Annotated in this window: 11 protein-coding genes and 4 tRNA genes; 2 read left to right on the forward strand and 13 right to left on the reverse strand. The window is 41.8% G+C overall.

The window, feature by feature from the left end:
• Window positions 1–14: 14 nt before the first annotated feature.
• The 11 genes from ABZP26_RS13290 to xerD all read right to left on the reverse strand — a co-directional run bounded on the left by ABZP26_RS13290 (window position 15) and on the right by xerD (window position 11,050).
• Window positions 15–2,699, reverse strand: a complete 2,685-nt coding sequence (locus ABZP26_RS13290) for a TonB-dependent receptor (protein ID WP_368485059.1) — start codon at window positions 2,697–2,699, stop codon at window positions 15–17.
• Window positions 2,700–3,588: 889 nt separating this feature from the next.
• A tRNA-Arg gene (locus ABZP26_RS13295) sits at window positions 3,589–3,665 on the reverse strand.
• Between the two features lie 43 nt (window positions 3,666–3,708).
• A tRNA-Arg gene (locus ABZP26_RS13300) sits at window positions 3,709–3,785 on the reverse strand.
• 58 nt (window positions 3,786–3,843) lie between these two features.
• A tRNA-Arg gene (locus ABZP26_RS13305) sits at window positions 3,844–3,920 on the reverse strand.
• Window positions 3,921–3,953: 33 nt separating this feature from the next.
• Window positions 3,954–4,046 (reverse strand) — tRNA-Ser (locus ABZP26_RS13310).
• Between the two features lie 128 nt (window positions 4,047–4,174).
• Window positions 4,175–4,357, reverse strand: coding sequence for a hypothetical protein (locus tag ABZP26_RS13315; protein ID WP_013465804.1), 183 nt, complete (start codon window positions 4,355–4,357; stop codon window positions 4,175–4,177).
• A 354-nt stretch (window positions 4,358–4,711) separates the two neighbouring features.
• Window positions 4,712–6,247, reverse strand: coding sequence for a lysine--tRNA ligase (gene lysS / locus ABZP26_RS13320; RefSeq protein ID WP_008467803.1), 1,536 nt, complete (start codon window positions 6,245–6,247; stop codon window positions 4,712–4,714).
• Window positions 6,248–6,273: 26 nt separating this feature from the next.
• Window positions 6,274–7,372, reverse strand: a protein-coding gene (gene prfB, locus ABZP26_RS13325) for a peptide chain release factor 2 (protein ID WP_096038752.1) whose coding sequence is annotated in 2 segments (ribosomal slippage) — window positions 6,274–7,296 and window positions 7,298–7,372 — 1,098 coding nt in all. Because the reading frame shifts where the segments join, the coding sequence is not laid out codon by codon here.
• A 145-nt stretch (window positions 7,373–7,517) separates the two neighbouring features.
• Window positions 7,518–9,239, reverse strand: coding sequence for a single-stranded-DNA-specific exonuclease RecJ (recJ, locus tag ABZP26_RS13330; RefSeq protein WP_138687023.1), 1,722 nt, complete (start codon window positions 9,237–9,239; stop codon window positions 7,518–7,520).
• 83 nt (window positions 9,240–9,322) lie between these two features.
• Window positions 9,323–10,051: a bifunctional protein-disulfide isomerase/oxidoreductase DsbC gene (dsbC, locus tag ABZP26_RS13335; RefSeq protein ID WP_138687022.1), complete on the reverse strand. Its 729-nt coding sequence runs from the start codon at window positions 10,049–10,051 to the stop codon at window positions 9,323–9,325.
• 72 nt (window positions 10,052–10,123) lie between these two features.
• Window positions 10,124–11,050 carry a site-specific tyrosine recombinase XerD gene (gene xerD / locus ABZP26_RS13340; RefSeq protein WP_008467794.1) on the reverse strand — a complete coding sequence of 309 codons (927 nt, stop codon included), beginning with the start codon at window positions 11,048–11,050 and terminating at the stop codon, window positions 10,124–10,126.
• Window positions 11,051–11,155: 105 nt separating this feature from the next.
• Between xerD and fldB the strand changes: the two genes are divergently transcribed.
• Complete coding sequence (fldB, locus tag ABZP26_RS13345) at window positions 11,156–11,677, forward strand: flavodoxin FldB (RefSeq protein WP_138687021.1); 522 nt, start codon at window positions 11,156–11,158, stop codon at window positions 11,675–11,677.
• A gap of 47 nt (window positions 11,678–11,724) precedes the next feature.
• Here fldB and ABZP26_RS13350 read toward each other — a convergent pair whose 3' ends face one another.
• Together ABZP26_RS13350 and ABZP26_RS13355 are read right to left on the reverse strand one after the other, a co-directional pair.
• Window positions 11,725–12,183: a DUF2147 domain-containing protein gene (locus tag ABZP26_RS13350; RefSeq protein WP_016900533.1), complete on the reverse strand. Its 459-nt coding sequence runs from the start codon at window positions 12,181–12,183 to the stop codon at window positions 11,725–11,727.
• 94 nt (window positions 12,184–12,277) lie between these two features.
• The gene (locus ABZP26_RS13355) at window positions 12,278–12,976 is read right to left on the reverse strand and encodes a tRNA1(Val) (adenine(37)-N6)-methyltransferase (RefSeq protein ID WP_096038754.1); all 699 of its coding nucleotides are present in this window, start codon (window positions 12,974–12,976) and stop codon (window positions 12,278–12,280) included.
• Between the two features lie 76 nt (window positions 12,977–13,052).
• Here ABZP26_RS13355 and srmB point away from each other — a divergent pair, with 76 nt between their 5' ends.
• Window positions 13,053–14,279 carry an ATP-dependent RNA helicase SrmB gene (srmB, locus tag ABZP26_RS13360; RefSeq protein WP_013465810.1) on the forward strand — a complete coding sequence of 409 codons (1,227 nt, stop codon included), beginning with the start codon at window positions 13,053–13,055 and terminating at the stop codon, window positions 14,277–14,279.
• Window positions 14,280–14,380 lie beyond the last annotated feature (101 nt).

The raw sequence follows: 14,380 nt of genomic DNA on the forward strand, positions 1-14,380 counted from the left end.
TTTTACTCGGTTATTTAGAATGAAAAACCCGCTCTCATACCATAGTATCTCGGCATACCAAAGCTGCCTTTTGGGATCCCCTTACCAGTATTATTCCAGTATTGAATAGTTTCATCTGAAGCATTATTAACAAACACTTCTGCAAACCAGTTTTGTCCTTGCGGCTCATACTTAATAGAGGCGTTAAATACGGCAAACGCATCGCGGCTATCATCGATATATTTTGTTGCTTCATCTGGCACTTGAAAATCCATGTCATCTAAATGTTTATCAACATTCCATACCGTTGAGTACGACTCATCTTTCCAACTGGCATTTAACCATGCGTGAACAAAACCATACTCTCCTAAGTTGAGTGTATGTGTGTAACTGATATTGGCGGTAAACTCAGGGGTCATTGCTAAATTATTCCCCTTAAGATTGGTAGCTAACAGGGTATTTTCAGGATTTTTTGATTCTTCATAAGAAATATCAAACAGATACTCCGCGTCGTAATCCCATTTAGTATTCCAATCTTCAGTAACTTTTGCATCAGTCCACGTTACGTAACCACTAATTCGACCATTTGGATACGGCTTCCAATCAAACTCAAGCTCAATCCCTTTTATTGTTGAGCCAGGGACATTTTGTGTGTAGTAAGCTATAACTGGCTTGTTTTGAAAATCGAGTACAGGCTCGCCATTACCGTCTAAAACGGGAGAGCCATCTTCATCTTCTACCACAGATAAACGCTCTACGTTACCAATAGAGCCCACTGATGCGTATTGCATGTCGGTGTAATCTGTGTAGAAAAATGCGGCTTTTAGGTTTAATGAGTTATCAAAAAAGCTCGATTTAGCACCCAATTCCCATGTTAGTACTTCTTCTGGGTCGAACTTGGTTTCAAAACGAGTAACGTCACCGGTTCTGTCATTTACCACTTCGTAAACATCACCAATACCACCGGCTTTAAAGCCACTGGCAAGATAGGTATAAACCATGGTTTCAGGTGAAATGTCATAATCTAAACCAACACGAAAATCATGGTGTTTCCAACTTCCCTTATTGTCGTTTTCAAAGTATGACGCATAAATAGAAGGATCTTCGTAGTAGTCAACAGGAAGGTTATTTAAATCAGTTCTATTTAACCAACCTACGGCGCAGCCATCAGCATTAGAACAGCGATAGGTTTTTCCGCCTTTATCTTCTTTTGTTTCATCACTAAATCGATAGCCAAGTGTTAGGTGTAACTTTTCAGTTAAGTTGTATGTACCTTGACCAAATAATGCGAGGGCGTCGGTAGAACGATCGGGTTGATCCCAAAACGCTTTGTCATCCATAGGATTATCGTAATAACCTAAGGTTTTTGTTCTTTCATGAAAGTAATTAATACCTGCAATCCAGATAAAGTCGCCATATTCATCAGATTGTATTTGCAGCTCAGTTGAAAAAGACTCTGCGCCAGTGCCGTCTAAAAAGTAAGTTGCGCCATCCCAAGGGTCTAAACCTACTTCACTATCTTGTGCTGAAGAGCGTTCCATATCTTCATAGCCCAATAACCAGACAAGTGAATATTCATCGTTTATGTTGTAATTAAGGGTGTTTCTTAAGTACGTGATATCTAAATTAAGCTTACCGGGCACATTTACAACCGCCTGATAAGTATTATCGCTGGGTAAAAAGTTAGTGCAGTCTCCCCCTAGTTCAGCACTTCTGCCACGAATTTTATCGCAGTTAACTAAATCTAGGTTGTTATTGCTGTCATTTACATACTTTTGAAAAACAGTGTGGTTTGAAAAATTGCCGTCCAAAGGCTCCCACAAGGTGCTAATTCTAAATGAATATTCATCAGCATTATTGTAAAAATTGCTTTTATCAGCCGGTGTTAGCGCGCGAACTTTTTGCGCTTCTGGATCTGTGCCAGCGCCATCTATCCACCAGTTTTCTCGTTGGGTAATTGTTTGACCCACGCCTTGATAAGAGTCTTCAGAGATTACTGGCGCATTAAGAATATCGTCGCTTAAGCGTCTTGAGTCATATTGGTTAGGATCGTAATACCCCTCTAAATAAGAATCCCGTTTCAAGCCTTTTCCTGAAAACCTAACGGCAAATTCATCATTAATAGGAATATTTAAGACTGCATCAATATTTTTACTATTAAAGTTTCCCGCTTCAATACTGACGTTGCCATATAAACCGGTAAACTCTGGTTTTGCTGAAATAACATTAATACTACCCACCGTTGAGTTACGACCAAATAGGGTGCCTTGTGGGCCCCTTAGTGCTTCAACTCTGTCTATGTCGTACATCAATGCAAGGGCACCTTGCATACGTGGTGAGTAAATACCATCAAGGTGAACACCCACAGCCGGATCGCCAAACTCAGTAATATTAGTAGAGCGTACACCTCGCATTGAAATAACCGGCGCAGCTTGATCTGTTGCAGTTGAAATATCTAAGCCAGGGACTAAGTTAGCAATATCCTTAACGCTATTAACACCGTTTCTTTTCAGCTCGGCTTCAGTTAATGCTGTAATGGCAACAGGTGTTTCCATTAATCTTGTTTTGCGCTTAGTTGCTGTTACCGAAATGATTTCTAATGAAACTGTTTCTTTTTCTGACGCTTGCTCCTTATCCGCGGAAGCTTCTTGAGCATTCAATGGCATTGAACAAGCCAACGCAACGGCTATTGATAGTGCTGTTTTATTTATTGTGTGCATGTTTGACCTTTTGGATGTGTGTGTAAACGTTAAACTTTGTTACTTTTATTTAACAGTCTCATAGTATCCATATCGATTATTTTTATTACTAGTCAAATACGCCAAGACGAGTTAGATATAATACAAACCGAAATCACCTTCTAATTTTTGAAGCTAAAGCCAGATAAACATCAAGTATTTTCCTCGTAGTTTAGCTTTTTGACTCTATTTCAGACACAAAAATACCGACTTAGTGTCGGCTTATTTATAAAAGCGGTAGACGCAGGATATCTCTTGTAAGGGTGAACCTGTGACTGCCTGATTCGTAGCTAGAAGAAGCGGCACATCTACATTGAAAAGTTGGCGGTGGTATTATTTATAGAACGTAGCTTACAGGCGTTTAAATACTCATGGTGATTTTGAACTTCTCATTTATCCCTCTTTCATTTCTCTTTGTGAATTTAAGTTTTTAAGGGCGTTACTCATAAAAAGGTTACGAGGCGCTGCGCTTTTAGAGAAGTGACTGAATGGAAGATTTGGCAGGTATCATTAGGTTTAACTGATATCTGAAAGCTTTCTCAAATTTCAGACATAAAAAAACCGACTTTCGTCGGTTTCTTTTCTATTAACTTTAATAGTAATAGAAAGTGGTGGGCGCAGGACGTATCTTCTAAGAGTGAACCTCCGACCGCTTGGTTCGTAGCTTGCTACTTTCCCATATTCACTTTATTTCAGGCACAAAAAAACCGACTCAGTGTCGGCTTATGTATGAAAGTGGTGAGCGCAGGACGTATCTTCTAAGAGTGAACCTCCGACTGCTTGGTTCGGAGTAGGTTACTCTATCCACATCCACGCTTTGATTTATTTCAGGCACAAAAAAACCGACTTAATGTCGGCTTATTTATGAAAGTGGTGGGCGCAGGAGGATTCGAACCTCCGACCGCCTGGTTCGTAGCCAGGTACTCTATCCAGCTGAGCTATGCGCCCACTTTCATATTTACTTATTTAAACTCTAAGTGAGAGTTGAAAGTGGTGGGCGCAGGAGGATTCGAACCTCCGACCGCCTGGTTCGTAGCCAGGTACTCTATCCAGCTGAGCTATGCGCCCACTTTCATTTTGCTTGTTTTAACTCTAAGCAGAGCGTTCTCTAAAAGAGAGTAAAGTATGGTGGGCGCAGGAGGATTCGAACCTCCGACCGCCTGGTTCGTAGCCAGGTACTCTATCCAGCTGAGCTATGCGCCCATACTTTATTTTACAAGATGCGCCATTTAAAAATGGTGGAGAGGGAGGGATTCGAACCCTCGATAGAGCTACAAACTCTATACTCCCTTAGCAGGGGAGCTCCTTCGGCCACTCGGACACCTCTCCGTCTTGTGGGGCGTATAATAAAGATTTCAGAAAATATGTCAAACACTTTTCTGACAAAAGTGACTATATGGCTATAGATTGCACACATGCCTGGTTTTAAAGTGTAATTAGTTTGAAAAATAATCAGGTTAGGTGTTTGGGGTGCTTGAATTTACACCCATCACTGGCACTAGTTCGTCCGTAAGTTCAGCAAGGTATTGCTCTTGATAGCCTAACTTCTGAAACTCGGCAATACACGCGCGATAATACGCTTCTCGCTGTTGCTCTGTAGTGTTCTCATCAGGTAAAGATTCTACTCGTTTAGCTTTCATATTATTTCTCTAAGTCCTTTAGAAATTTTTATTTTTTACGACTAAGAATGACCGTGTATAAATTTCGGCCACATTTTAGCTAAAAAATTCACATAAATACAACATAATGTTTAAAAAACAATCATACCAAAAAGTTATAGCACTGCTGTAATGTTGCTAAGCAGTCAAGCAACTTTATGATAATGAAGCTGAATTAAAGATTAATTTACTTTTATACTTACACTTCATTATCAGTGTAGTACTTATTAATTAAAAGCCCTAATGTGAAGTTTAGGCAATGTCTCACAAACAATAGGGCAAAAAAAACGCCGCTAGTTAGCGGCGTTGATAATTTTTTAGTTTATTCCTTCAAGCTTAGTCTGCTTGTGGGCGCATATGTGGGAATAAAATAACATCTTTGATAGTTGATGAGTCAGTAAACAACATGACTAAACGGTCAATACCAATCCCTTCACCGGCTGTTGGTGGTAAACCATACTCTAGCGCGCGAATGTAGTCTTCGTCGTAGTGCATTGCTTCATCATCACCTGCGTCTTTTTCTTCAACTTGGCGAGAAAAACGCTCAGCTTGATCTTGTGCATCATTAAGCTCAGAGAAACCATTTGCAAGCTCACGGCCACCAACAAAGAATTCAAAGCGGTCAGTTACAAATGGGTTTTCGTCGTTACGACGTGCAAGTGGAGACACTTCCCACGGATACCCTGTGATAAATGTAGGTTGGATAAGCATATGCTCAGCCGTCTCTTCAAATATTTCACATAAGAACTTACCTGGGCCCCATACGCAGTTTTCAGGAATTTTAACGTGTACTTGTTTAGCGTACGCTTTTAATTCTTCAAAGTGGTTTTCTGGGTCGTTAAATACCGCAGCATCAAACTCAGGGTTGTATTTTAAGATTGCGTCGCTCATGCTTAAACGTGTGAACGGTTGACCAAAGTCATACTCTACTGAATCAATCACTTCACCGTTTTCATCTTTAGTCGTATTAACAACGATTGGGCTGCCCAATACGTTAGTTGCAACTGTACGTAACATGTCTTCGGTGATGTTCATTAAATCAATGTAGTCAGCGTACGCTTGGTAGAACTCAATCATGGTGAATTCTGGGTTGTGACGCGTTGATAACCCTTCGTTACGGAAGTTACGGTTAATTTCGAATACACGGTCAAAACCACCTACTACTAAACGCTTTAAGTAAAGCTCAGGCGCAATACGCAAGTACATGTCGATATCAAGCGCATTATGATGAGTTACGAATGGACGCGCAGATGCACCACCAGGAATAACCTGTAGCATTGGCGTTTCTACTTCCATAAAATCGCGGTCTGCTAAAAAGCGACGAATACCTTCAACCACTTGTGAGCGAATACGGAATGTTTCACGCGTTGCTTCGTTAGTAATTAAATCAACATAACGCTGACGGTATTTCGTTTCTTGATCCGATAGGCCATGGAATTTTTCAGGAAGTGGACGAAGTGACTTAGTCAGTAGTTCGTACTCAGCCATATCTACGTATAAATCGCCTTTACCCGATTTATTAAGCGGCCCTTTAACACCAATAATATCGCCAATATCAAGCTGGCCATATTTTGCTTTTAAATCTTTTTGTACGTCTTTTGATGCATAAACTTGTACACGGCCTTTCATATCTTGAATAGACATAAACGGACCACGCTTAGCAAGAATACGACCTGCAATCGATACTACGTGCTGTAATTCGATTAATTCTTCTTTACTCTTATCACCAAACTCAGCCTGCAAATCTGCCGTGTAATGCTCACGACGGAATTGGTTTGGATGACCGTTGGCTGGGCAATTTGCGCGAATAGCGTCTAATTTGCCGCGACGCTCAGCGATTAACTTATTTTCGTCTTGGATTTGATCAGTCATTTTTTAGCTCTTTTTTAGCTTGGTGGTTATAAACCAGATTTTAAGCTGGCTTCAATAAATTTGTCTAAGTCGCCATCGAGTACCGCTTGAGTATTACGGTTTTCAACGCCGGTACGTAAATCTTTAATACGCGAGTCATCAAGTACGTAAGAACGAATTTGACTTCCCCAGCCAATATCAGACTTGTTGTCTTCTTGGCTTTGCTTTTCTGCATTTTGCTGTTGTAGCTCAAGCTCAAATAATTTCGCTTTTAACTGCTTCATTGCTTGGGCTTTATTTTTATGCTGCGAGCGCTCGTTTTGACACTGCACCACAGTATTAGTTGGCACGTGAGTAATACGTACCGCTGATTCAGTTGTATTTACGTGCTGACCACCCGCGCCTGATGCACGGTAAACGTCTATACGTAAGTCAGACGGATTAATATCAATCTCAATGTTGTCATCAACTTCTGGGTAAACAAACGCAGAAGCAAACGAGGTATGACGGCGGCCACTTGAATCAAATGGGCTTTTACGGACGAGGCGGTGTACGCCTGTTTCAGTACGTAACCAACCATAAGCGTATTCGCCAGAAAAACGCACCGTTGCGCCTTTAATACCGGCAACATCACCATCGGTCGCTTCAACAAGCTCTACTTTAAAGCCTTTTGCTTCACCCCAGCGTAAATACATACGCAGTAAAATATTACACCAGTCTTGCGCTTCAGTACCGCCAGAACCTGACTGTAAATCAAGGTAAGCATCGTTTGAATCGTGAGAACCTGAAAACATACGACGAAACTCAAGCCCTTCAAGCTGCTGATTTAAATCAGCCAGTTCACTTTGTGCTTCATCAAAGGTGTCTTGATCTTCGGCTTCAACAGCAAGCTCTACTAACCCTTCAACGTCGTCAGTACCCGCCACTAAGGTGTCAATGGTTTCAACAACGGCTTCTAGTGCTGACTTTTCACGACCAAGGGCTTGTGCGCGCTCAGGTTCATTCCATACGGCTGAATCTTCAAGTTCGGCGTTAACTTCTTCTAAACGTTCTTGTTTAAGAGCGTAGTCAAAGGTACCCCCGAAGCAGTTCAGTACGTTCGCGAATTTCCTTGATTTGATTAATCACAGGATTCACTTCAAACATGTACATTACTCCAAAATGGCTAGGTTATTGCGCACTTAAAAAAGAGACTGAGCGCAATTAAAAATCATCAAATAATAAAAACGCCCGATTTTAACAAAAAACCGCGCGTTTTATTAGCCTTTTATGCATGGTTTGAAGATATTTTTTAGCCCACTTTTTCAAGCTCTCTTACAATCAGTTGTAAGCTAAATTTACCTCTAAATTCATTTATATCGAGCTGGTACGCTACTTTAACAAACTGCGCCTCGGTATCTGGCCACGCTTTTACATCAATGCCAAAAGCTATGGCGTCAACTAAACGTGCAGATTGGTGTTTAAGGACTAACTTTAGATGTTTTTCACCCACAATGCGCTGCTGTATCACTTCAAAGGTGTGTTCAAATATCGGCTCAGGAAATTGCTGCCCCCACGGGCCTGATTGCTTTAATAATTGCGCAAAATCCATGCTAAAGCAGTCGTTAGGTAGTTCACCATCAGTAAATACAATGCAGCGTTTACTTTCTTCACTGAGTTGCGCGCTGACCGCACTATCAAACGCACGTTTAAACTCAGTAAATTGCTGCTCGTTAATACTTAATCCTGCCGCCATTGCGTGGCCGCCAAATTTATTAATTAAACCAGGCTGCGCGGTGTTTAATCCCTCAAGTAAGTCGCGCATATGCAAGCCTTCAATTGAGCGACATGAGCCTTTTATTTCACCGTTTTCACCACCGGCAAATATCACCGTTGGGCGGTGGTACTTTTCTTTTAAGCGCCCGGCTAAAATACCAATTACCCCTTGGTGCCAATCGTCTTGGTACAAACAAATAGCATCGGGCACACTGTCTTCTTTAAAGGCGAGCCTATCGAGCACCGCTTGCGCTTCTACTTGCATGCCTTGCTCTATTTCACGTCTGGCAAAGTTTAAACTATCAAGCTCGCCAGCTATGCGCCTTGCTTGATTTATGTCGTTGCTAAGTAAACACGCTATGCCTAGACTCATGTCGTCTAAGCGCCCTGCTGCATTTAAGCGTGGTGCAAGCGAAAAACCAAAGTCACTGGCGCTCAAGCGCGCGGCATTGCGATTAGCCACTTCAATCAGTGCGGTAATGCCTGGGCGAGTTTTTCCACTGCGAATACGTGCCAAGCCTTGATGTACTAACGTACGGTTATTTGCATCCAGTGCCACCACATCGGCCACCGTACCTAGCGCTACAATATCAAGCAAATCAGCAATATTCGGCATAGGATGTTGGTTAAAGTAGCCTTGTTCACGCAGTGCACTTCTCAGGGCAATGAGTAAATAAAATGCCACACCAACACCGGCTATCGACTTAGAGGGAAAATCACAATCGTGGCGGTTAGGGTTAACAATAGCATCGGCGTTAGGCAGTTGTTCACCCTGCAAGTGGTGATCTGTTACCAGCACTTTAATGCCTGCGGCTTTAACAATATCAATGCCTGCGATACACGAAATCCCGTTATCGACGGTGATCACTAAATCGGGCTGCATCGTCACTATTTGCTCAGCCAATGCTGGGCTTAAACCGTACCCTAAACTAAAGCGGTCTGGTACTAAGTAATCTAAGTGGGTAAAGCCAAACATGGCCAGCCCTTGCATTAAGGTGGCGGTGCTGGTTGCGCCATCGGCGTCAAAGTCGCCCACAATAAGTATTTTGCTTTGTGCGTGTAGGGCTTCAATTAACAGTTGGCTGGCTTTGTCTATATCTTTAAAAAGTTTGAAGTCGTGGAGTGTAGCTGCGCTATTGTTTAGCTCATCGGCATGGGAAACATTTCGCGTGGCATAAATTTGCTTAATAACAGGGTGAAGATGGCTCGGCAGATGAGAGTCGTCAACGGGTTCTCGCGCAATGATCATTTTTTTCATGCTAGTTTTTAACTTATGATGTTCATGATATAAGACAAAAAAAGGCCATTAAGGCCTTTTTAAACACATACTCGTGGTATTGCTTAGCCCGCTTTGTTAGCCTCAAGCGCTGCGCTTAATGCCGCAGCAGGCTGATAACCTGGGATCATCGTGCCATCTTCTAAAATAATAGCCGGTGTACCGCTAATACCAAAACTCTGGCCTAACTGATAATGCTCAGCAACAGGTGCGCTACAGCCTTTAACAATTTGGGTATCTGCACCCGATTTAGCTTCAGTTAATGCTTCTTGCTGATCTTTCGCACACCATACATTCATTAAATCAGCGTAACCAGATCCTTGCAGACCGCCGCGTGGAAATGCTAAATACTTAACGGTAATACCCGCATCAAGTAAGTCATCTAGTTCACGGTGTAATTTACGACAGTAACCACAGCTAATATCGGTAAATACAGTAATGCTGTGCTTCTCTTCAGGTGCTTTGTAAACAATCATTGAGTCTTCGTATTCTTTTAACCCTGATTGGCGAACACCATTAAGTGCTTGCTCGGTTAAGTTACTACGGTTGTTTAAATCGATTAGCGTACCTTGCATTAAAAATTGACCGTCAGGACTTGCATACAGCACACCTTTATTGGTGATCAATTCTTTTAAGCCTGCAACGGGGCTTGGATTAATTTGTTTAACGGTCACCCCTAGCGCGGCAAATTTCGTCACGATAGGATCTGTAGCATCCAGAGTGACTGCAACGCTATTAGCAAAAGCGCTCAAACTAGTGCACAACATGGCACCTGCTAACATTAATTTTTTCATAACGGGTTCTCTATCCTAAAAATACTTATCTTATCGTGTCTATATGACCGGCTTAGTGACAAAAAAATTCGCTTAAGCACGAGGGTGATGCTCAGCATGCACCGATTTTAATCGCTCATTCGCTACATGCGTATAAATTTGGGTAGTTGATAGGTCGCTGTGGCCAAGCATCATCTGCACCACACGCAAGTCAGCCCCATGATTTAATAAATGCGTTGCAAATGCATGTCGCAAGGTATGGGGTGATAGCGGCGACTCAACAGATGCCAAAATAGCATAGTGTTTAATCCGATGCCAAAAAGTTTGTCGTGTCATGCCTACCCCTCGTTTAGAGGGAAATACAAAATCGGTGGCGTGTTTTATCATTTGTGCGCGCCCGAGCTTTAAAAACTGCTCGAGCCAATACATAGCTTCTTCACCTAAAGGCACTAGCCGCTCTTTGTTTCCCTTACCTTTTACAAACACCACAGCTTGGCGCAAATTTATTTGCTCCATTCTAAGCCCCACCAGCTCAGTTACCCGCAGGCCTGTTGCATACAGTAACTCCAGCATGGCTTTATCGCGCAGCCCCATTGGCTCTTCAATGTTGGGCGCACTTAATAACGCTTCTACTTCGGCCTCAGATAGCGTTTTTGGTAACGACTGCCCTGCCTTTGGCTGAGCAATATTGACCATAGGTGAGTCGCTAATTATTTTTTCACGCACAAAGTACTGATAAAAACGTTTTAATGCACTAATACTTCGCGCAGTGCTGCGTGGTTTTAGCCCTAAATCAACGCGGTGTGCTAGGTAACTTTCAACATCTAGACTGGTTACCGTCATTAAGCTTTCGCCTTTTAAAAATTGGCAAAACTTATCTAAGTCACTGCGATAAGCGCTCAGTGTGTTTTCACTTACGCCTTGCTCTAAATAGAGGCTATCTAAAAAGGTTTCTAAAAAGTCGCTATTGCTGCTTAGCTCAGTATTTTGTTCAGGTAAATCGTCAGATAGCGTTGTCACGTTGTGATCTCATGTTGGTAATACCACGGGAGAAGGTATCAATTAAAAATACCTTACGGTAAACTTGAGCCTATCATAACAGGCAATTACACAGTGATAAATACGATGCAGATTGGTTTATTTTTTGGTTCTACTACCTGCTATACCGAAATGGCGGCAGAAAAAATACGCGATATTATTGGCGCCGACATTGTCAGCTTACATAATATTAAAGACGAGCCGCTTAAAAACGCTGAGCAATATGACTTTATCATTTTTGGTATTTCTACGTGGGACTTTGGCGAAATTCAAGAAGATTGGGAATCAAAGTGGGACGACATAAAAGACGTTGACCTAAATGGTAAAACTATAGCCTTATTTGGCATGGGCGATCAGCAAGGGTATGGCCAGTGGTTTCAAGACGCATTAGGCATGCTTCACGACGAAATAAATGCCCAAGCCATTACTCAATTAGGCTTTTGGCCGAACGACAGTAATTACGAATTTGAAACATCAAAAGCACTTACCGAAGACGGTAAACAGTTTGTAGGTTTAGCATTAGACGAAGATAGTCAGTACGAGCTAAGCGACGAGCGTATTGCCACGTGGGTAGAACAAGTGATGACAGAGTACGCTGAAACCCTATAACTCACTATTGCAAAGAGCGCTGCCATGCAGCGCTTTTTAATTCTTAACTATTCTACTTTTAACCAGTATTGGTTACGGTAAAAAAAGCCCACATAACCGCGCACTTCTAGTTTTTCGCCATTTTGCTGCGGTGTTAAACGCACGCTGTAGGTTTTACCATTATTTGGGTCGAGTATTTCACCGTCTTCCCAACTACCGTCACCCGCATAGGTCACATCTTCAATAATGGTCATCCCCAACATAGGCTGATTCTTTTTATCACCATCACACTCGGTGCAAAGTGCATCTTGCTTGGCTTTATTGAGTATTTTTTCAATTTTTCCAGTCAGCACGCCATCTTGCTCAGTAATGCGCACGTACGACTTAGCCTCGTTAGTCTCTTCGTTAATAGTTTTCCAAAGCCCAACCGGTGTGGGGTTAGCAAAAACCTCAGAGGTGTTAAATAAGCTGCCCGCTAAAAGGGCTAGTAATAGTATTTTTTTTGTTTTTTTAGTTAATAAATTCATCAGATTACTTTAAACATGAGTCAATAATGGCGCCATACTAACAATCCTTTATAAAACACTCTACGTAAAAATGCTTTAGGCATACAGCGTGGTATTACATATTTAAATAAAACGCCTTGCACAGTGCAATGTAGTCTTGACTGTAAGCATTACTTAACTCCCTTATGCATAGGGTGCTTTTACTTACTTCGCCATCATCATAACTAAAAGTCATCAAACTGCGGCTAAAGGGCTTATTTGGCATAGCTTGTACTTGGCAGTGACGATTTAAATACAGCCCTTGCTGCTGTGCTAATGTTATAAATAACTGCGCCTCAGTAGTGGGTAAAATAAGATTAAAACGCGAATGTTGATGACTTAGTTGCCTAAACGCACCAAGCAGTTCTGCAAAGCTTAAACCATCGGTATGGCGAGCGGTATTTCGCGCTGCATTATCACCTTTTAAACTGTGATTAAAATAAGGCGGATTAGCTATAACACAATCAAATAAACCTGCAGCCTCAAACTGCTGAATAGGCTGATGGTAAATACTAATATCCGGCCAAGGGCTTTGCTGGCAATTTTGTAAAGCCTGTTGGTAGGCGGCTTCATCAACTTCAACCGCGCTCACCTTTAAATGTGGCGCTCGTTGCTTACACATTAGAGCCAGTAACCCTGTACCTGTTCCTATATCAAGTAACGTATTTGCGTGGCTTAAATCAGCCCATGCGCCCAGTAAAATACCATCGGTAGAGACCTTCATGGCGCACTGGTCGTGCTCAACCTTAAATTGTTTAAATGCAAAACCAGACATTTTTTCACCTTTTCATTCACCAAGCAGGTTTAAGTGCGTATAATTAACGGCAATTGTCCCCTATTTTTGACACTCTATGCAATTTTCTGAATTTGATCTTGATGATAAGCTACTCAATGCTATTAATAAAATGGGCTATGAAACCCCCACTAGCATTCAACAACAAGCCATTCCTGAGGCGTTGCAAGGACGCGATATTTTAGCGTCGGCACCAACAGGTACGGGTAAAACGGCGGCATTTTTAATTCCGGCAATTCAATATTTAATGGATTTCCCACGTCGTGATCCGGGTTTTGCACGGGTATTAATTATGACCCCAACGCGCGAGCTTGCTTATCAAATTCATGAACAATGTGAGTTACTTGCAAAACAAACCCAGTTAAAAATTGGGGTGGTTACCGGCGGTATAAACTACGGTACACACAAAGAAATTTTTGAAAATAATAATGACATTTTAATCGCCACACCTGGGCGTTTAATGGAATATTTAGAAACCGAAAACTTCCATGCAGAAAACGTAGAAATGCTCATTCTTGATGAAGCCGACCGCATGCTCGACATGGGTTTTCGTAAAGAAATGCTGCGCATTTGTGATGAAGCTAAAAACCGTCGTCAGTGCTTTTTATTCTCAGCTACTCTTGAAGGTGACAGCGTAGAATTATTTGCAGAGCGTATTTTAAACGATCCCGCGCTACTTGAAGCCGAATCATCACGCAAAGAAAAAGCTAAAATTCATCAATGGGTTCATTTAGCCGACGACTACCGCCATAAACTAGAGCTATTAGTTAACACCTTAAATGGCCCTGATGTAAGTAAAGCGATTGTGTTTGTAAAAACCCGTGAGCGCCTTGAAACCCTAATTGGTGAGCTTACTAATAACGGCGTAAAAGCTGCGTGGTTACGTGGTGAAATGCCACAAGACAAACGCATGAAAGCCATGGAAAACTTCCACAGTGGCAAAACCCGTATTTTAGTCGCTACCGATGTAGCGGCCCGCGGTATTGATGTAGCTGATATAAGCCACGTAATTAATTTTGATATGCCTCGCACTGCAGATGTATACGTACACCGTATTGGCCGTACAGGTCGCGCGGGTAAAAAAGGTATTGCAATTTCACTCATTGAAGCGCACGACATTGGCATACTTTACAAAGTAGAACGTTACATAGAGCAAAAGCTAAAACGCCGTGTATTTAAAGGATTAGAGCCAAAGCATAAAGAAGCCAAGCCACCGGTTAAAAAGCGTAAAGATCCAGTAAAAATGAAAGCAAAGAAAAAAGCCAAAGCTAAAAAGAAAAAATAGCTTTAGCTTTAACACATTTAATTGAGCCGACGTTTGTCGGCTTTTTTGTGGCTTAAAAACAGTGAGTAAGCTATTCATAGTAATATGTAAAAAATACTTAG

The organism is Pseudoalteromonas sp. SD03 (assembly GCF_040937955.1).
Classification (GTDB): domain Bacteria; phylum Pseudomonadota; class Gammaproteobacteria; order Enterobacterales; family Alteromonadaceae; genus Pseudoalteromonas; species Pseudoalteromonas tetraodonis.